Here is a 17,671-nt window from a genome sequence, read left to right as displayed (position 1 = left end):
TCAATCTGAGCCATGATCAAACTCTTCAGTTCAATACTGCTTGGGTTTTGAGAAAACCCTAAACTTGGCTCAGCAATCGCAAGACTTCCCGAAGGAAGCCACTCATTCGAATTTCTTCGCTGAGTTACTTGTGATGCTGATAATCATTGTGACAATCAGTCCAACTCACAAGCACCCACACGAATTGCTTGATTCATTTGTTAAAGAGCGGTGGCTGAAGTGTTTCGCTTCAACCGAGGCGCGCATTCTACGCTGCCTGTACATTCTGTCAAGCGTTTATTTTGCGAAGCTTTCAGAATTTCTCGTTCAACTTCAAACACTTGACCGCTTCACCAACCTCTCGAAGCGGGAGGCGAATTCTACAGCGTTACAACCTGCTGTCAACTCCCTTTTTCACCGCGTCCGATCCGGAGACCGAAGCACTTCCAGCACCTTTGAAACTGTAAACCCTTGATTCTCAAGAAGTTTGCCGTTCCGTTGTCGCTGGAAGTGGGGCGCATTATAAGGGGATTCGAAAGCGCGTCAAGCGCTTCTTTTCAAATTAGCCTGTTTATTTGATTTGCGCTTCATCAAACGGGCTACGGGCGGCGCACGCATGAGCATCAGCACCACACCAATGCCCGCATAGATCGCCCACTCAGCCCAATCTGCTCGCACAATCCAGAGAAAATGCAACAAGGCCAAGCCAAGTGCCGGGTAAGCCGCCTTATGCAAGATGCGCCACTTTTTGCCAAGCTTGCGCTGGCTGGCGCGGTTGGACGTTACAGCCAATGCCAGTAGCAGCACCCAGGCTATGGCGCCAACGATAATGTAAGGCCGCTTGCGCAGCTCTACACCTAACTGACTGAGATCCAGGCCTAGTACGAAGAACAGGTAAGCCGCTAAATGCAGAGCAGCATAGGCAAAACACCACAACCCCAACTGACGCCGGACCACCAGCCAACCGCTCCACCCTGTCAAACGCTGGAGAGGGGTCATGCTTAGTGCAATCAACAACATTACCAAGGCGCCCAGGCCGAACCGCAGCAGCAAGACTTTGCCCGGATCCGGCCCCAGCGCAAAAATCCACGCCTGATACACCCACCACACAGGCCATACCGCTATCACTACGAACACGCCCAAACGAAACCAGGGATAACGCATCAGTAATTTACCTTCAGATCCATTCCAGTGTAGAGCGAGGCTACTTCGTCCGCGTAGCCGTTGAACATTTGTGTTTCGCGCACATTGGGTGCGAACAGCGTACCGGGCAGGCGACGCTCTCTGGCCTGCGTCCAGCGCGGATGATCCACATGGGGATTAACGTTGGCGAAGAACCCGTATTCTGTGGGCGCGATCCCCTGCCACGTGGTTTTCGGCTGTTCGGCGACCAGGCTGATGCGCACAATGGACTTGATGCCCTTGAAGCCATATTTCCACGGCACTACCAACCGCAATGGTGCGCCGTTCTGGTTCGGCAACTCTCGGCCATACATGCCTACAGCCAGAATGGTAAGCGGGTGCATGGCCTCGTCCAGCCGTAGCCCTTCCTGATAGGGCCACTCTATATAAGAGAAGCTGGAACGCTGCCCAGGCATGCTTGTTGGGTCCTGCAGCGTTTCGAATCGAACATAGCGTGCCTTGGAGGTAGGCTCCACCTGTTTGAGGATGCTAGCCAACGGTATGCCCAGCCAAGGGATAACCATGGACCAAGCCTCTACACAGCGCATGCGATAGATTCGCTCTTCCAGCTGGTGTGGCTTTACGAAGTCCTCCAAGGCGTACTTGCCAGGTTTGCCCACTTCACCATCGACCATCACAGACCAGGGGTCGGTTTTCAGGCTACCGGCATTTTGCGCAGGGTCACCTTTGTCCGTGCCGAATTCGTAAAAGTTGTTGTAGTGGGTAGCATCCTTGAAAGGCGTGATGGCTTCGCCCGCAACGTTCACTGCTTGCCAGTGGGTATCACCCAGTTTGGCTTTGAGCCATTCCGGCACGTTGCCAGGATCGGCGCCGTCATAGGTTGACGCGGCCCAGGCGGGCAGCGCAGCGCTTGCAGCAAGCGCTGCGCTGCCCGCCATCACAGCACGCCGGGAGAAATAAGTACTTTGGGGGGTAACGTCTGACTCATGACAAGCCGACGCCGGGGGGACCTTGATGAGCACGGGGCACACTCCATGACGCGTTAGAAACCGTAAGACGGAGTGTGCCCTGATTTATTTCACTTGTGCCGACGCATCCGTAACAAGTGCTGAACAGGGCCAGACGCCGCATAGATGAGGAAGATGAGCAGCAAAATGCGGGGTGGGTCTATAAACACAACCGCAAATACCAGCACAACCGCAAGAATAGCTACAAAAGGCACACGCCCTTTGAGATCGAGCTCCTTGAAGCTGTTGTACTTGATATTACTGACCATCAGCATGCCCGCGCCGGCTACCAGAATGGCGATAAGGAAGGACAGCTTGGCGCCAGGTATTTCAAAATCACTCAGCGCCCATACCGTGCCCGCCACTACCCCTGCGGCGGCTGGGCTTGCCAGGCCGATAAAGTAGCGTTTATCAGCCTTGCCGACCTGGGTATTGAAGCGGGCCAGGCGCAATGCAGCACCCGCCACATAGATGAAGGCCACCATCCAGCCCACTTTGCCCATGGCACCGAGAGCCCAGACGAAGGCCAGCAGCGCAGGTGCCATACCAAAGGCAATCATGTCTGACAGCGAATCGTACTCTGCGCCAAATGCGCTTTGGGTATTGGTCATTCGCGCCACACGACCGTCCAGCCCGTCGAGCACCATGGCTACGAAGATGGCGATGGCTGCAAAAGAATAATACTTCACCGCTTCGGTCGTGTTGCCTGCACTAAGCGCGCTCTGGGCTGTGATCGAGTTGATGATCGAGTAGAAACCAGCGAACAGGTTGGCAGTCGTGAATAGGTTGGGCAGCAGGTAGATGCCACGGTGGCGCACCCTGCGACCTTCAGCGTCCTGGCCCTCCTCAACATGCTCGTCTACAGGGAGCAGGCTATCGGCGTCGGGGGCCGTGTTCGGCTCTTCGGGGCGTTCGCTCATAAAACGGTACCTTGCTACGTGTGAAAAATTTCGACAGGCGCCTGGGGCGAGGGTTCGCACGCAAACGTTGCAGCTTTATACCAGAAGGCTGGGCCATAAACGAAGAAACGCGGCCAGGGCCGCGTTTCTTCAAGTTACCGCTCAGAATCAGTTCTTGGCTTTATCGACGATCTTGTTTGCCGAAATCCAAGGCATCATGGAGCGCAGTTGCTCACCGATCACTTCAATGCCATGAGCCGCATTGTTACGACGCTTGGCCGTCATGGATGGGTAGTTGGCTGCGCCTTCTGCAATGAACATCTTGGCGTATTCACCATCCTGGATGCGCTTGAGTGCATTGCGCATGGCTTGGCGAGATTCAGCGTTGATCACCTCGGGGCCGGTGACGTACTCGCCATACTCGGCATTGTTGGAGATGGAGTAGTTCATGTTGGCGATCCCGCCTTCGTACATGAGGTCCACGATCAGCTTGAGCTCGTGCAGGCATTCGAAGTAGGCCATTTCTGGTGCATAACCCGCTTCTACGAGAGTCTCGAAGCCAGCCTTTACCAGCTCGACCGCACCGCCGCACAAAACGGCCTGTTCGCCGAACAAGTCGGTTTCGGTTTCGTCCTTGAAGGTGGTTTCGATGATGCCAGTACGGCCGCCACCTACGCCAGCGGCATAGGACAGGGCAACGTTTTTGGCATTGCCAGAGGCATCTTGGTAGATCGCGATCAGGTCAGGAATACCGCCGCCTTTTACGAACTCGGAACGCACTGTGTGACCAGGCGCTTTAGGGGCGATCATGATCACGTCCAGGTCGCTGCGAGGAACAACCTGGTTGTAGTGAATGGCAAAGCCGTGGGAGAAGGCCAGGGTTGCGCCCTGCTTGAGGTTGGGCTCAACTTCGTTCTTGTACAGAACGGACTGGAATTCGTCCGGCGTCAGAATCATCACCAGGTCAGCAGAAGCCACGGCGCTGGCAACGTCGGTTACTTTCAGGCCATGAGCTTCAGCCTTGGCAACGGTAGCAGAACCCTTGCGCAGGCCCACGACAACATCAACACCGGAGTCTTTCAGGTTGCACGCTTGGGCATGCCCCTGGGAACCGTAACCGATGATGGCGACCTTTTTGCCTTGGATGATGGACAGGTCGCAGTCTTTGTCGTAATAAACTTTCATGAAATTCCCCTGGTTATCCTGGCCCATAGGCCATCTGCAAAACGATTGATTAAATGCTGAGTACTTTGTCGCCACGAGCGATGCCGGTTACACCGCTGCGTACCGTTTCAAGAATCGACGTGGTACCGATGGCCTGGATGAAGCTGTCGAGCTTGTCGGTAGTACCTGTCAGTTGCACGGTATAGACGCTGCTGGTGACATCGACGATCTGCCCCCGGAAGATGTCCGTGGTGCGCTTCACTTCTGCACGCTGCGCGCCCGTGGCCTTGATCTTGACCAGCATCAACTCGCGCTCGATATGTGCACTTTCTGAAAGGTCTACCAGCTTCACCACCTCTACCAGCTTGTTGAGGTTCTTGGTGATCTGCTCGATGACCTCATCGTGGCCGATGGTAGTCAAGGTAAGGCGCGACAGCGTCGGGTCTTCGGTTGCGGCGACGGTCAGGCTTTCAATATTGTAGTTGCGTTGCGAAAACAGGCCGACGACACGAGACAGCGCGCCCGGTTCGTTTTCCAGCAACAAGGAAATGATGTGTCGCATGGTCAGGTCCGCTCCGTCTTGCTCAGCCACATGTCACGCATAGCGCCGTCCTTGATCTGCATCGGATAGACGTGCTCGCTGGTATCGACCTGAATGTCCAGGAAGACAAGGCGGTCCTTCATGGCGAAGGCCTCGGCCATCATCGGCTTCAAGTCTTTAAGGTCGGTGATGCGCATCCCCACATGGCCATAAGCCTCGGCCAGCTTCACGAAGTCTGGCAGCGACTCCATGTACGAATGGGAATGGCGGCTGCTGTAGTTCATGTCCTGCCATTGGCGAACCATACCCAGCACGCCATTGTTCAGGTTCACGATCTTCACGGGCAAACCGTACTGCATGCAGGTGGAGAGCTCCTGGATATTCATCTGAATACTCCCCTCCCCCGTCACACAGGCAACATCGCTGTCCGGGAAATTGAGCTTCACCCCCATGGCTGAGGGGAAGCCGAAGCCCATGGTGCCCAGGCCACCGGAGTTGATCCAACGGTTGGGCTTGTCGAACGGGTAGTACTGGGCGGCGAACATCTGATGCTGCCCCACATCGGAGGTGATGAACGCATCACCTTCAGTCACTTCGAACAAGGTGCGGATCACGGTCTGTGGCTTGATCAACGGGCCGTCGCCCTGTTCGTAAGGGAACAGGCCACGATCACCACGCCACTCGTCAATCTGTTTCCACCATGCGGCGACGGCGTCTTTGTCTGGCACCTGGCCCAGCTCTTTGTAAGCCGCGACCATTTCAGTCAACACGCTCTCGACCGGCCCAACGATAGGGACATCGGCCTTGATGGTCTTGGAAATGGAGGCCGGATCGATATCCACATGAATGATCTTGGCGTTAGGGCAGAACTTGGCTGCGCCGTTGATCACGCGATCGTCGAAACGCGCACCCACCGCGAAAATCACATCAGCGTGGTGCATGGCGAGGTTAGCCGTATAACTGCCATGCATGCCCAGCATGCCCACGAACTGACGGTCAGTGCCAGGGTAGGCCCCCAGCCCCATGAGCGTGTTGGTCACGGGAGCATTCAGCAGGCGGGCCAGCTCTGTAAGCGGGCTTGAGGCGCCGCCGAGAATTACGCCACCGCCGGCGTAGATCACAGGCCGGCGTGCGGCCACAAGCATTTCTGCGGCTTTGCGAATCTGCCCGGAATGGCCGCGCACCGCTGGCGAATAAGAGCGCAGCTTGACCTTTTTAGGGTAGATGTATTCGAACTTTTCCGCCGGGTTGGTCATATCCTTCGGGATATCGACTACTACCGGACCGGGGCGGCCGGACTCAGCCAAGTAGAAGGCCTTTTTCAGCACCTCGGGTATTTCCGACGGGTGCTTGATCATGAAGCTGTGCTTCACGATAGGCCGGGAGATACCGATCATGTCGGTTTCCTGGAACGCGTCGGTACCCACCATGGTGCTGGGCACCTGGCCAGACAGCACCACCATTGGAATCGAATCCATATAGGCCGTGGCGATACCGGTAATAGCGTTGGTTGCACCTGGCCCGGAGGTCACCAGCACGACGCCAGCCTTGCCAGTAGCACGGGCGTAGCCGTCGGCCATATGGGTAGCCGCCTGCTCGTGACGAACCAGGATGTGCGAGACAGCCGGTTCCTTGAACAGGGCATCGTAAACATGAAGAAGAGCACCACCAGGGTACCCATAGATGTGTTTGACACCTTCGTCACGCAAGAAGCGGACGATCATCTCACCGCCGGACAAGAGCTCCACGTTGTTCACCTCTAAAACGCCAGAATACCGCTGGGAAGCGGGTCCATTAGGTTTACTGCCAAGCAGAGCATGAGCGACGGTAGTCGCCGACTACGTCAGCACTGACTGAGCAAGTATTGGGAATTCCCCAAGTGTTGCGGGGGTTTCCCACCCAGCGCGAGGTAACGCGTTGCGGGTGTAGCGGGTCGGCGCGGGTGTGCGCCTCATGATCTGCTGAGCGGGTCTGCTTCTGGCATTCCCTTCACAGCGGACTTTGGATTGTTGTAAATAGCCCCTCCCAAGTCAAGCGCTCTGTTGACTTTATGCTTCTGTGGTAGTTTTGACCCAAGCCTTGTTTAGAACGACGGAGAGGACATGCGCCTTACACGCCTGGTAGCCAGCTTGATGCTGGTTTCGATGGGATCGCTGCACGCCGCTCAGGTGTACAAGTGGGTGGATGGTAATGGAGTGACACACTTCGACGCCAAGCCGCCGACTGGGCAAGCCGCCACGCCCATCGACACACACGCGCCGCCACCTTCCAGCCCGCCAAAAGGCGCTGAAAACGATAATGACGACGTGGACAATGACCCTGAACAGAAAGCAGCTGATGCCAAAGTGAAAGAGCAGGTGGCTGAAGAAGCAGAGAAAACGAAGGATTTTTGCGATCAGGCTCGGACCAACCTGGCCCAGTTGAACAACAACCCTCGGGTACGGCAAGAGGTGGACGGGGAGCTCAGGCGGCTGACAGAGCAAGAGCGGCAGACGCAGATCAGTGATACGCGCAAGGCCATCGCCGAGCAATGCCACTGAGCCTAAGCGCTTTGCACAGCATCAAGCTTGGCTGGCGATCAGCGCGTCGAACTGTTTCAGCGATACCATGAGTTCATATGCGGGCCCCTGCTGGCCCGCGTACACCATTTCAGCCATGGCCAAAATGCCCGAGGCGTTGGGCAATGGCTGGCCCTGCTCGATGATCAGTTTCATTCGAGGCAGAAAGATCCATTGCAGCCATTGCTCGAAACTGAGCGTATCGACACAGAAAGGCTCCGGGCTGGCAAGCGCTTGAACGTCGGGCGGTTCGCTACTCCACCAACCAGCCTGGCGCAGGGCGCGCTCGATCAACAGCAGTTGGTCAGCAATGGCGGGCAGTCGACTGTCCATCGTCAACCCCGGGCGTTCTTGCGAGCCAAGGCCGCGCCGGCGGCGTCGCCTTGTTTTTCGCGAGCTTGGGCAACCGTTTCCCACAGCCTTGCCTGCAGGTCTGGGCGACCGCTGGCATAGCTCAAACCGCGCCGAGCGAACTGCTCGGCCTGGGCCGCATCACCTTGGGCAAGCCGGACCTGGGCCAGGCGGAACAGCACTTGGGGCTCGCGAGGGGCGATACGCTGTGCTCGCTCCAGGCTGGAGGAGGCTCCATTGAGATCCCCACCGCCTTGTTGCTGCTGCGCGGTGGTCAGCAGTGCCAGCACCGGACCATCCAGTTGCTCATCTGCCGCCAAGCCCCCACTGGCCTGGCTGGCCGAAGGAATGCCACTGGGCGCTGCGGGCGCACTGTACTGGGCAGTGGGCGCCACAGGCGCTGGAGCAGTGTAGGCCGGGCCGTTGGTGACAGGGCCAGGTGTGATAGGTGTAGTACTGATAGGTGCGGCACTGGCCTGAATCGGCGCGCTGGAGGTGGGTACCATGACCTGCACACCACTGTCTTCCGGCGCTGCCTGTACAGGCGCCCTGGCAACCGGTGGCCGGTAGGCCGTGTTGCGGTTTGCCGACACCCGCTCGCTATTGGACACAGCCGAACCTTGATCGACCACCGGAATCGAACCGCGCGGTACGCTGGCACACCCTTGCAACAGGGCCGCAGCGCCGAGCATTGATAACAACCACTTGTTCACGTCAGTTCCTCAATCAATTCAGCCAGCCTTTGATCCAGTCCATTACCGGAGCGGCGGGCGTGTCCTGGGCAGCATTGCAGGCCGTGCCTGGCACAGGCTCGCTGCCTCGAATATAAGGCATCTGTACGGCATTGGGGCAGCCTTCAGCCGACCCTTGGCCGGTTTGGGCATCGACCCAGGCTAGCGTGACATTATCCGGCACAGCCATGTTCAGTGGCAGCGGATCAGCCTTGCGCATGAAGTTGGTCCATACCTGCAGGGCCCCTGTAGCGCCGGTGTAAGGGGTTTTCCCGTTATCGTCACGCCCCATCCAGACCACCGCCAGCAGGTCCTGGCTAAAGCCTGCGAACCAGCTGTCACGGGAATCGTTGGTCGTACCGGTCTTGCCCGCCAGGTTCAAGGTAGACGGCAATACGCTGTACACCGACCGCCCGGTCCCTTCACGCATCACCCGCTGCATGGCCGTTTGAATCAGGTAGATACTGCCAGGGTCGAAGCGCTGCTGGATCTGGAACGGATAACGCTTGAGCGGCTGTCCTTCTGCAGTCAGCACACTGCGGATACCACGCATGGGCGTGTTGTAGCCGCCGTTGGCGAGGGTCTGGTACACCGTAGCCACTTGCATGGGCGTCAGCGCCCCAGCGCCTAGCAGCATGGACGGGTACGCGGGCCAATCCACGTCCACCCCCAGCTTGCCGAGGGTTTTGAATACGTTCGGTATGCCCAGGTCCAGGCCTAGCCGGGCGCTGGACAGGTTGTAGGAGTGCGCCAGGCCCTGATACAGGAAAATCGTGCCATTGGAGCCGCGTTCGTAGTTCTGCGGCGACCACACCTGGCCATCTCCACCTTTCACCGAAAACGGTTCGTCCTTGATCCAACTGGTGAGGGTGTACTGGCTGGGTTTTTCCAGCGCCGTGAGGTAGATGGCGGGCTTGACCAGAGAGCCAATTGGGCGCACGGCGTCCAACGCCCGGTTGAAGCCTGCGAAGCCTGCCTGGCGGCTGCCCACCAGCGCCTGCACTTCACCGCTTTCAGGGTTGGTCACCACCATGGCGGTTTCCATGGCATCCCCTCCCTTGCGGGCCGAGAAACGCTTGAAGCTTTCGCTCACGGCTGCCTCGGCCTTCATTTGCAGGATAGGGTCGAAACTGGTGAAGATTCGCAGGCCTTCGCCGGTGAGGTCTTCTTCGCGATAGTCTTCGCGCAACTGGCGCTTCACCAGGTCCAGGAAGCCAGGGAAGGAGCTGTCTGCCAGGCTGCCGCGCTGGGTGACGCCCAATGGCATCTTCTTCGCCGCGGCCACAGCTTCAGGCGTTGCCACACCTTGTTCCTGGAGCAGGTCCAGTACCAGGTTGCGGCGCTCCAGCGCACGGTCCGGGTAGCGGCGCGGGTTGTAATAGGACGGCCCCTTGACCATCCCCACCAGCAAGGCTACCTGGTGAAGGCGCAGTTCCGACAAAGGTTGGCTGAAGAAGAACTGGCTCGCCAACCCGAAGCCATGAACAGCCCGCTGCCCGTCCTGGCCGATGAATACTTCGTTGAGGTAGGCCTCGAGAATTTCCTGTTTGCTGTAATGCAGCTCCAGCAATACCGCCATCATCGCTTCGGTGAGCTTGCGGCTAAGGCTACGCTCATTGGTGAGGTAGAAGTTCTTGACCAGCTGTTGCGTGAGGGTACTGCCGCCTTGGCGCATCTGGCCCTTGGACGCGTTCACGTACACCGCGCGGGCGATGGACTTGGGGGACACGCCGAAGTGGTGATAGAAATCGCGGTCTTCGACCGTCACCAAGGTGTCGATAAGGTAGGGCGGCACCTGGTCCAGCTTGATCAGAATGCGGTCTTCGAGGTTTTTGGGGTATATACCGCCAATCATGAGCGGCTCCAACCGCACCACGGGCAATTTATCGCCACCACCGCTCAATTCGCCCACATAGTCCCCATTGAAGCGCACACGCACCGGCCGGGCCTGTTCCAGCCCCTCGTAGAACTGGAAGCCCCGGGTATTGAGCGATACGGTGCTGCCGTTCACGGCCACCTGGCCAGGGCCGTCCACGGTTGGTACACGCCGGTAGCCCAAGGCATCAAGCTCAGTGAGGAAATCCTTGAGCTCTAGTTTTTGCCCAACGAATAGCTCAAGGGGCCGTGCGTAGACCTTTGCAGGGATGGTCCAGCGCTTGCCGGAGAATTTTTCCTGCACCACGGCATCCAGGTAAATGGCCACGCCGGCTAGCGCTACAAGGCCCACAAGGGCGAGCTTGAACGCCCAACCAAGCCAGGTACGGGTGCGATTCGAGGAGGAACGAGAAGGTTTGCGGGGGGATCGGCTACGTGTCATGGCGGCGCATTATACGCAGTTTGCACACCTGCAAACAGAAACCTTGTTGCAGTTTGCAGCACTGGCCCAAGCCGCCATAATGATCAGCAATGCCCCTCGCCCGCACAAGGATTTTCCGTGAGCCAAGCCCTCATTGCCGCGCTGCAGAACCCAGCGCTCTACCCTCACCCGGTCGACACTTTCGAGCTCATTGAAACCCACATTTCCTGGGTCATTCTTACTGGGCCGTACGCCTACAAGATCAAAAAGCCCATGAACTTCGGCTTCCTGGACTTCACTACGCTCGCTGCCCGCCAGCACTTCTGCCAGGAAGAACTGCGCCTGAACCAGCGCCTGACAGAAGGCCTGTACCTTGAGGTCGTGAACATCAGCGGCACTGAAAGTGCGCCGGTGCTTGGCGGTGATGGCCCGGCCATCGAGTACGCGCTGAAGATGCGTCAATTCCCCCAAAGCCAACTGTTAGGCACCTTGCAAGCCAATGGCGAGCTTACCAGCGCCCATGTGGACTCCATGGCCGAGCAGATCGCTCGCTTCCACCTCTCGGCACCCCATGTGCCCAGCGAACGCGCCGAGGGCACGCCAGAAAGCGTCATGGCACCGGTGGTACAGAATTTCGAACAGATCAAGCCGTTCCTGTCCGAGAGCGCCGACCTTGCCCAGCTCGATGCGCTGGACGCGTGGGCGGGCGCCGAATACAACCGCTTGCTACCCTTGCTGGAACAACGCAAGGCTGATGGCTTCATTCGCGAATGCCACGGTGATATCCACCTGGGCAATGCCACCCTGATCGATGGCAACGTGGTGATTTTCGACTGTATCGAATTCAACGAGCCCTTCCGCTTCACCGACGTCTACGCCGACCTGGGCTTCCTGGCCATGGACCTGGAGGACCGCGGGCTTAAAGGGTTGTCACGGCGATTGGTCACCCGCTACCTGGAACTGACTGGCGACTATGCCGGCCTGCCACTGCTCAGCTTCTACAAAGCCTACCGGGCCATGGTCCGGGCCAAGGTCGCGCTGTTCACCCTACCGGCCAACGCCGACGGCCTGCAGCGCGCCACCTCGCTACGCCAGTACCGCAACTACGCCACCCTGGCAGAGCGCTACAGCGCTATCCCGTCGCATTTCCTGGCGATTACCAGCGGCGTTTCCGCTGTGGGCAAAAGCCATGTCGCCCTACGCCTGGTCGAAGCCCTGGGCGCCATACGCCTGCGCTCGGACGTAGAACGCAAACGATTGTTTGCCGAGGACGAACAGGCGTTGTACAGCGACTATGCCAGTGAAGCAACGTATGCGCGCCTGCATCAACTGGCCGCCACAGTGCTCAGTGCCGGCCTGCCGGTAGTGCTGGATGCCACTTATCTCAAGCAGGCCCAGCGTGCCGATGCCCAGGCCATTGCCCAGGATCAGGCCGTACCGTTTTTCATTCTGGATTGCAGCGCCCCCCAGGCGGTGATCGAGAGCTGGTTGATCCAGCGCCAGGCGCAGCAGCAGCCGGACCCTTCCGATGCCACCCTGGACGTGATTGAAACCCAGCAGCGCACCCGCGAGCCCTTGTCCGGAGAGCAATTGCTGGCGGCCAAAAGCGTTGACACACACGACGCCAGCAGTGTCGATGCCGTGATTGATACCATTCGCCACCGATTGCCGGGCCTGTGACCTGAGCGGCACGTGAACCAGTCCACACCTTCGGTTTCAGGGTGGTGCCATTATGATGGCGCCACCTTTCCCACGGAGCTGTAGCCATGACCCTTCCAAAGCAGATCGACTCGCCCTTGTTCGCGCTTCTCAAAGACGAAAAAATCGAGGCCTTCAACGAAGAAAAACGCCGTGAAGGCACAGTGGACTTTACCGGGGCCGACTTCCGCGGCCTGGACCTGCGTAATCTAGACGCCGAAGGCGTTGACCTGAGCGACGCTTACTTCCGTTCTGCAGACCTGCGAGGCATCGACTTCAGGGGGTCTCGGCTCGAAGGTGCGTCCTTGGCCCATGCGCAGATTTCAGGCGCGTACTTTCCTCCCGAATTGAGCGCTGATGAAATTCTTATGTCGGTCAATTTCGGTACACGGTTGCGCTACCGCACCAAATAAGACGGGGCTGTTAAGCACCGTGCCAGCACAGGCCGTCAAGGAGCGTGGATGAACGACGAGCTGCAGGAACTGCGCAATTTAGGGAAAACCTCTGCTCAATGGCTGCATGCCGTAGGCATTCATAGCGCAGCAGACCTGCGCCGCCTTGGGGCCGTCAATGCCTACCGCGCCGTAAAGGCCCGTGGTTTCCGCGCGTCCAAGGTACTGCTCTACGCCATTGAGGGTGCCCTGCTGGGTATTCATTGGAATGAGCTTCCCGCTGAACGCAAGCAGGCCCTGAACAATGCGCTGGACGCACAGCCTCCGGGCCGCCGCACCCCCTGACCCGCCTCGCACTGCGCAGGCTTGAGGCTACCCCTATGTACCTGATTGGCGAGCCGTCGGCTTACACCGAACAATGGATCAACCGCTTGCAGGGCTTGCCGCACCGCCTGCTGGCTGGGGCCCAGCCTTGCGGCGCTGCAGTGACGCTGCCGGCAAACACACCTCTGGCCCCCCATATGGAGGCCAATTGCGTCTACCACCTAGAGGCAGGCTTGGTGCATATCAGCGTAAGTGGCCGTGCCCTGTTCTACCTTGGCGAAGGCGACCTGCTTGGCCTAGCGGATGTGCCTGAAGGCCTTACTGCGCAAGCCCATACCGTGGCGCCCGTAAGCCTGGTGCCTTACGAACGGGAAGCCCTCTTTATGCATATCGGTGCTCAAGGCCAGGCGCAGGCACTAGCGGACTACCTGGGAGGCCAGGCCTGGTTGCTCGCGCAAGCGGTTGCACAGGCTACGCAGCCGGAATACCGAGGTACGAATGGTTTCAAGCATGTGGCAGCAGGTGAGGTGCTGATACGGCAAGGTGATGAGCCAGATCACGTGTTCATCATTACAGAGGGACATGCCGAAGCGTTCGTGGATGGCCTGAAAGTCGGGGATGTCGCCAAGGAAGAGATCTTCGGCGCCATGTCTGTATTTACGGATGAAAAGCGCACAGCCACTGTTATTGCGAGCACAGCCTGCACCGTCATCATGGTTCCCAAGGACCAATTCTTGGCGATGACACAGGCAAACCCAAAAATTGCACATAGCCTCATCGAAAGCATGGCTAGGAAAATCAATACCTTAAACCGGCAGCTCACACATGCAGGGCCGGAAGGGCAATGAATTTCGAGAATGCACTTGACTCTCAAATGTGAATAGTTATTATTAACACAACTGGTCGCGAGATCAGTCGATAAGCAGCCCGGTGGTTCGGACTGACCTTATCTCCTCATCAGGCTAATCACGGTTATTGACCCGGCGCATGCCGGGTCTTTTTTTGACCAACGTACTCGCCAGCCAAGCTCAGGAGGCATCAGCTCTCCAAGTGAAGTGCCAGGCGCCGGTCAATAAAAATCTCTTCCGTGCTCAGGTGCACCCCATACGCCAGCACTTCCACACCCTCACCCACCGCCCAACGTAGCGCCTGGGCATAGGCGTCATCGATCTCCCACGCTGGTCGCACAGCCTCCACCCCGGTCAGGTTCACGCAAAACAGCTGAATGGCACGGGTACCCCGAGACGCGAGCGCGGCCAGCTCACGCAAGTGGCGAGCACCGCGCTGGGTCACGGCATCCGGGAAAGCCGCTACCACACCCCCCTCAAAGCCCAGGGTTACGCTTTTCACTTCTACATAGGCTTCGCCGTCGGGGTACATGAGGTGGAAGTCTACCCGGCTGTTTTCCTGGCCATAGCGGACTTCCCGGCGCAGCTGCGTAAACCCGGCCAGCTCCGGAATGGCGCCTGCCAGCAATGCTTCTTCTACCACGCGATTGGCCCGCGCTGTATTGATACAGGCCAACCGCCCCTGAGGCGTCTCTACCATTTCCCAGGTACCCGGCAGCTTGCGTTTGGGGTCATTAGAGCGGCTGATCCATACCCGGCAACCCGGCGCCATGCAATTGAGCATCGAGCCGGTGTTAGGGCAATGGACCGTCAGTTGGCTACCATCGGGCAGCTCGATGTCAGCCAGAAAGCGTTTGTAACGTTTCAACAGTGTGGCAGGCTCAAGCGGAGGGTCGAAGCGCATCAGCCTTGCCACCGCTGCAGGCCCTGGGCAATACGCTCAACGGCCTGTTCCAGGCGTGGCAGAGCTTGGGTGTAAGCAAAGCGCACATGCTGGCGAGCCAGGTGACGGCCAAAATCCAGCCCTGGGGTAAACGCCACATACGTTTGCTCAAGGAAGAACTGAGAGAACGCAAAGGCATCCCCACCAAAGCGGCTGATGTCAGCATAAAGGTAGAACGCGCCTTCAGGTTCCACGGCAATGTCGAAACCCAGCTCGCGCAAAGCGGGCAAGAGAAAGTCCCGCCGTTCACGAAAAGCTTCGCGGCGCTGCTCGAATATCTCAAGGGTGGCCGGCTCGAAACAGGCCAGGGCTGCGTGCTGAGCAATGCTTGGCGCACTGATATACAGGTTCTGGGCCAGCTTTTCCAGCGCTGGTATGGCTTGCGGCGGAGCCACTAGCCAACCCAGCCGCCAGCCCGTCATGCCGAAATATTTGGAAAAGCTATTGAGCACGAACGCTTCATCATTCACTTCAAGCACGCTACGGGCGTCCATCCCGTAGGTCAGCCCATGGTAGATCTCATCCACTACCAGATGGCCGTCACGGGCTCTGATCGCCTCACCAAGCGCCTGCAACGCATCGAGCCCCAGCACGGCACCGGTGGGGTTGGCCGGGGAAGCGACCAGTGCACCGGCCGACTGGGCATCCCAATGTTCGGCTATCAACTGCGCATTGAGCTGGTACTGCTCTCCTGGCCCTACCGGCACCAGCTTTGCTTCTCCTTCGATCAGCCGCAGAAAATGCCGGTTGCAAGGGTAGCCAGGGTCTGCCAGCAGCCAGTGCTGCCCGGGGTCTACCAGCAACGCGCTGGTCAACAGCAACGCGCCAGATCCGCCAGGGGTGATCATGATGCGTGCCGGGTCGAGGTCCAGGCCATACCGCTGCCCATAGAACCCGGCAATGGCCTGGCGCAAGGCCGGCAGGCCACGGGCAGCAGTATAGCCCGTATGGCCCTTGGCAAGTGCCGCCTGCCCGGCAGCAACGATAGGCGCTGCCGTCACGAAATCCGGCTCACCAATTTCGAGGTGTATCACGTCATGGCCGGCCGCCTGCAATTCGTTCGCACGGGCCAGCAGGGCCATTACATGAAAAGGTTCTATCGCGCGGCTGCGGGCGCTGTAAGGCTTGGCCATGAGCGGGTCTCGTATTGCCTGGCAAAGCCTGATTCTACGGTACAAACCCTGCAAATGCGCGGTTTTGGAGCACTGTTGAATGATCTGCCATACCGGCTGTCCAAACCCGTTGCGCACGGCAATCAGGCTGTATAACCGAGAGTAGCGCGCCCTGATTCTATCTGGTAAGTTCGCCCGCTTGCAGTCGCGGGGCCGGCGGGCGCCGGAGATGGATCATTCCGCGCAGTGGATTAGAAGAGCGAGAGGCGGTCATTCATGCCCACCAATGAAAACCAGCAACACAGCACTGAGCTAGTTCGCGGCTTCACACCCTATAAGGAACAAAAGGGTGAGGAGTACATGAGCGTTGCGATGCGAGCTCACTTCACCAAAATCCTGAATCAGTGGAAGCAGGAACTGATGCAGGAAGTCGACCGCACCGTTGATCACATGAAAGACGAAGCTGCCAACTTCCCAGACCCGGCAGACCGTGCCAGCCAGGAAGAAGAGTTCAGCCTTGAACTGCGTGCCCGTGATCGTGAACGCAAGCTGATCAAGAAAATCGACAAAACCCTGCAACTCATCGAAGACGAAGAATACGGCTGGTGCGAGTCCTGCGGTATCGAGATCGGCATTCGTCGCCTGGAAGCGCGCCCTACCGCAGACCAGTGCATCGATTGCAAAACCCTCGCTGAAATCAAGGAAAAGCAGATCGGCAAATGATCTGCGCAGGGGCGCTCACGCCGCGCCCCCCCGCCCTGCCGGCCTGGCCCGGCATAGCCATGGCTAGCTGCTCATGAATACCCCCCGCATCGGTCGCTTCGCGCCTACTCCCAGTGGGTTGCTTCATTTCGGCTCGCTGGTAGCCGCTGTCGCTTCCTTTGCCGACGCGCGGGCCAATGGCGGCCAATGGCTGCTTCGCATGGAAGACCTGGACCCTCCTAGAGAAATGCCTGGCGCCAAGGCGGCCATAGTGGCCACGCTGGAAGCCTATGGGTTCGAGTGGGACGGGCCAGTTGTCTACCAAAGCGAGCGTCACACGCACTATCAGGCAGTCATCGACCGCTGGCTCCAGCAAGGGTTGGCCTATGCCTGCACCTGTTCGCGTAAAGCCCTGGAACCCTATGGCAGCGTTTACCCGGGTTTATGCCGTAACGCCGGGCATTCAGCTGAAGGGGCGGCCATCCGGCTGAGGGTGCCTGAGCTGCGCTATGGTTTCGATGACCGCGTGCAAGGGCCGTTCGAGCAGCACCTGGGACGTGAGGTGGGGGATTTCATCATCCGCCGCCGCGATGGGTTATATGCCTATCAACTGGCCGTGGTATTGGACGATGGTGCCCAAGGGGTTACCGATGTGGTACGTGGCGCTGACCTTCTGGACTCCACGCCTCGCCAGTTGTACCTGCAAGAGCTACTGGGGCTGCCCTCGCCCTCCTATCTGCACGTTCCGCTGATCGTCCAACCCGATGGCCATAAGCTGGGCAAACGCTACCGTTCGGCACCCTTGAACAAAAAAGAGACCAGCCAATTGCTGCTACGTGCTTTGCGCACCTTGGGCCAAGCACCGTCGGCAGACCTGGAAGCAGCCTTGCCCCGCGAAATCCTTCGCTGGGCGGTCGAGCACTGGCAACCCCAGGCGATCCCCAAGGCCCAGTGCCTGGCTGAGGCCACCCTACCTTGAAACC

General features: G+C 58.6%; 18 protein-coding genes. 7 read left to right on the top strand and 11 right to left on the bottom strand.

Annotation, left to right across the window (positions count from 1 at the left end):
- Positions 1-522 precede the first annotated feature (522 nt).
- From msrQ to HBH25_RS19890, 6 genes are all read right to left on the bottom strand, one after another.
- Positions 523-1,143 carry a protein-methionine-sulfoxide reductase heme-binding subunit MsrQ gene (gene msrQ / locus HBH25_RS19915; RefSeq protein ID WP_168085684.1) on the bottom strand — a complete coding sequence of 207 codons (621 nt, stop codon included), beginning with the start codon at positions 1,141-1,143 and terminating at the stop codon, positions 523-525.
- Entirely contained in the window at positions 1,143-2,144 is a 1,002-nt protein-coding gene (msrP, locus tag HBH25_RS19910) for a protein-methionine-sulfoxide reductase catalytic subunit MsrP (protein WP_168085683.1), read from the bottom strand. The genes msrQ and msrP overlap by 1 nt, the downstream gene beginning before the upstream one ends.
- A 56-nt stretch (positions 2,145-2,200) precedes the next feature.
- Positions 2,201-3,049, bottom strand: coding sequence for a CDP-diacylglycerol--serine O-phosphatidyltransferase (gene pssA / locus HBH25_RS19905; RefSeq protein WP_168085682.1), 849 nt, complete (start codon positions 3,047-3,049; stop codon positions 2,201-2,203).
- Between the two features lie 147 nt (positions 3,050-3,196).
- Positions 3,197-4,213: a ketol-acid reductoisomerase gene (gene ilvC / locus HBH25_RS19900; RefSeq protein WP_168085681.1), complete on the bottom strand. Its 1,017-nt coding sequence runs from the start codon at positions 4,211-4,213 to the stop codon at positions 3,197-3,199.
- Positions 4,214-4,262: 49 nt separating this feature from the next.
- The gene (gene ilvN / locus HBH25_RS19895) at positions 4,263-4,754 is read right to left on the bottom strand and encodes an acetolactate synthase small subunit (RefSeq protein ID WP_168085680.1); all 492 of its coding nucleotides are present in this window, start codon (positions 4,752-4,754) and stop codon (positions 4,263-4,265) included.
- Between the two features lie 2 nt (positions 4,755-4,756).
- Positions 4,757-6,481, bottom strand: coding sequence for an acetolactate synthase 3 large subunit (locus HBH25_RS19890; RefSeq protein WP_168085686.1), 1,725 nt, complete (start codon positions 6,479-6,481; stop codon positions 4,757-4,759).
- Positions 6,482-6,835: 354 nt separating this feature from the next.
- Here HBH25_RS19890 and HBH25_RS19885 point away from each other — a divergent pair, with 354 nt between their 5' ends.
- On the top strand, positions 6,836-7,273 hold the full coding sequence (locus tag HBH25_RS19885) for a DUF4124 domain-containing protein (RefSeq protein ID WP_168085679.1): 438 nt from the start codon (positions 6,836-6,838) through the stop codon (positions 7,271-7,273).
- Positions 7,274-7,294: 21 nt separating this feature from the next.
- Here HBH25_RS19885 and HBH25_RS19880 read toward each other — a convergent pair whose 3' ends face one another.
- The 3 genes from HBH25_RS19880 to mrcB are packed head-to-tail and all read right to left on the bottom strand — an operon-like array spanning position 7,295 to position 10,690.
- Positions 7,295-7,624: a YqcC family protein gene (locus HBH25_RS19880; protein ID WP_168085678.1), complete on the bottom strand. Its 330-nt coding sequence runs from the start codon at positions 7,622-7,624 to the stop codon at positions 7,295-7,297.
- Positions 7,625-7,626: 2 nt separating this feature from the next.
- On the bottom strand, positions 7,627-8,355 hold the full coding sequence (locus HBH25_RS19875) for a tetratricopeptide repeat protein (RefSeq protein WP_168085677.1): 729 nt from the start codon (positions 8,353-8,355) through the stop codon (positions 7,627-7,629).
- Positions 8,356-8,368: 13 nt separating this feature from the next.
- On the bottom strand, positions 8,369-10,690 hold the full coding sequence (gene mrcB, locus HBH25_RS19870; protein ID WP_168085676.1) for a penicillin-binding protein 1B: 2,322 nt from the start codon (positions 10,688-10,690) through the stop codon (positions 8,369-8,371).
- Between the two features lie 117 nt (positions 10,691-10,807).
- Here mrcB and HBH25_RS19865 point away from each other — a divergent pair, with 117 nt between their 5' ends.
- The 4 genes from HBH25_RS19865 to HBH25_RS19850 all read left to right on the top strand — a co-directional run bounded on the left by HBH25_RS19865 (position 10,808) and on the right by HBH25_RS19850 (position 13,931).
- Entirely contained in the window at positions 10,808-12,349 is a 1,542-nt protein-coding gene (locus tag HBH25_RS19865) for a bifunctional aminoglycoside phosphotransferase/ATP-binding protein (RefSeq protein ID WP_168085675.1), read from the top strand.
- Between the two features lie 86 nt (positions 12,350-12,435).
- Positions 12,436-12,780: a pentapeptide repeat-containing protein gene (locus HBH25_RS19860; RefSeq protein WP_168085674.1), complete on the top strand. Its 345-nt coding sequence runs from the start codon at positions 12,436-12,438 to the stop codon at positions 12,778-12,780.
- Positions 12,781-12,828: 48 nt separating this feature from the next.
- Complete coding sequence (locus HBH25_RS19855; RefSeq protein WP_168085673.1) at positions 12,829-13,104, top strand: TfoX/Sxy family protein; 276 nt, start codon at positions 12,829-12,831, stop codon at positions 13,102-13,104.
- Between the two features lie 35 nt (positions 13,105-13,139).
- Complete coding sequence (locus HBH25_RS19850; protein ID WP_168085672.1) at positions 13,140-13,931, top strand: Crp/Fnr family transcriptional regulator; 792 nt, start codon at positions 13,140-13,142, stop codon at positions 13,929-13,931.
- Between the two features lie 190 nt (positions 13,932-14,121).
- On the opposite strand, the gene sfsA is transcribed toward HBH25_RS19850, so the two are convergent.
- Positions 14,122-14,835: a DNA/RNA nuclease SfsA gene (sfsA, locus tag HBH25_RS19845; protein ID WP_168085671.1), complete on the bottom strand. Its 714-nt coding sequence runs from the start codon at positions 14,833-14,835 to the stop codon at positions 14,122-14,124.
- Complete coding sequence (locus HBH25_RS19840) at positions 14,835-16,007, bottom strand: pyridoxal phosphate-dependent aminotransferase (RefSeq protein ID WP_168085670.1); 1,173 nt, start codon at positions 16,005-16,007, stop codon at positions 14,835-14,837. Before HBH25_RS19840 ends, sfsA begins: the two co-directional genes overlap by 1 nt.
- Before the next feature lie 255 nt (positions 16,008-16,262).
- On the opposite strand from HBH25_RS19840, the gene dksA reads away from it, so the two are divergent.
- Positions 16,263-16,709, top strand: a complete 447-nt coding sequence (gene dksA, locus HBH25_RS19835; RefSeq protein ID WP_168085669.1) for an RNA polymerase-binding protein DksA — start codon at positions 16,263-16,265, stop codon at positions 16,707-16,709.
- Positions 16,710-16,782: 73 nt separating this feature from the next.
- Positions 16,783-17,667 (top strand): tRNA glutamyl-Q(34) synthetase GluQRS, encoded by an 885-nt coding sequence (gene gluQRS, locus HBH25_RS19830; protein WP_168085668.1) that lies wholly within the window; start codon positions 16,783-16,785, stop codon positions 17,665-17,667.
- Positions 17,668-17,671: the final 4 nt, after the last annotated feature.

The organism is Pseudomonas quercus, from assembly GCF_012033695.1.
GTDB lineage: Bacteria > Pseudomonadota > Gammaproteobacteria > Pseudomonadales > Pseudomonadaceae > Aquipseudomonas > Aquipseudomonas quercus.
Note: the sequence above shows the minus strand (reverse complement) of the source record. Positions and strands in the feature narration are given on the sequence as shown.

What these genes read in the sequence shown, in the direction of transcription:
- HBH25_RS19855 (WP_168085673.1), top strand. Translation starts at nt 12,829, where the DNA reads ATGAACGACGAGCTGCAGGAACTGCGCAATTTAGGGAAAACCTCTGCT.
- HBH25_RS19880 (WP_168085678.1), bottom strand. Translation starts at nt 7,624, where the DNA reads ATGGACAGTCGACTGCCCGCCATTGCTGACCAACTGCTGTTGATCGAG.
- HBH25_RS19850 (WP_168085672.1), top strand. Translation starts at nt 13,140, where the DNA reads ATGTACCTGATTGGCGAGCCGTCGGCTTACACCGAACAATGGATCAAC.
- mrcB (WP_168085676.1), bottom strand. Translation starts at nt 10,690, where the DNA reads ATGACACGTAGCCGATCCCCCCGCAAACCTTCTCGTTCCTCCTCGAAT.
- ilvN (WP_168085680.1), bottom strand. Translation starts at nt 4,754, where the DNA reads ATGCGACACATCATTTCCTTGTTGCTGGAAAACGAACCGGGCGCGCTG.
- HBH25_RS19840 (WP_168085670.1), bottom strand. Translation starts at nt 16,007, where the DNA reads ATGGCCAAGCCTTACAGCGCCCGCAGCCGCGCGATAGAACCTTTTCAT.
- dksA (WP_168085669.1), top strand. Translation starts at nt 16,263, where the DNA reads ATGCCCACCAATGAAAACCAGCAACACAGCACTGAGCTAGTTCGCGGC.
- HBH25_RS19860 (WP_168085674.1), top strand. Translation starts at nt 12,436, where the DNA reads ATGACCCTTCCAAAGCAGATCGACTCGCCCTTGTTCGCGCTTCTCAAA.
- HBH25_RS19885 (WP_168085679.1), top strand. Translation starts at nt 6,836, where the DNA reads ATGCGCCTTACACGCCTGGTAGCCAGCTTGATGCTGGTTTCGATGGGA.
- gluQRS (WP_168085668.1), top strand. Translation starts at nt 16,783, where the DNA reads ATGAATACCCCCCGCATCGGTCGCTTCGCGCCTACTCCCAGTGGGTTG.
- sfsA (WP_168085671.1), bottom strand. Translation starts at nt 14,835, where the DNA reads ATGCGCTTCGACCCTCCGCTTGAGCCTGCCACACTGTTGAAACGTTAC.
- pssA (WP_168085682.1), bottom strand. Translation starts at nt 3,049, where the DNA reads ATGAGCGAACGCCCCGAAGAGCCGAACACGGCCCCCGACGCCGATAGC.
- msrQ (WP_168085684.1), bottom strand. Translation starts at nt 1,143, where the DNA reads ATGCGTTATCCCTGGTTTCGTTTGGGCGTGTTCGTAGTGATAGCGGTA.
- ilvC (WP_168085681.1), bottom strand. Translation starts at nt 4,213, where the DNA reads ATGAAAGTTTATTACGACAAAGACTGCGACCTGTCCATCATCCAAGGC.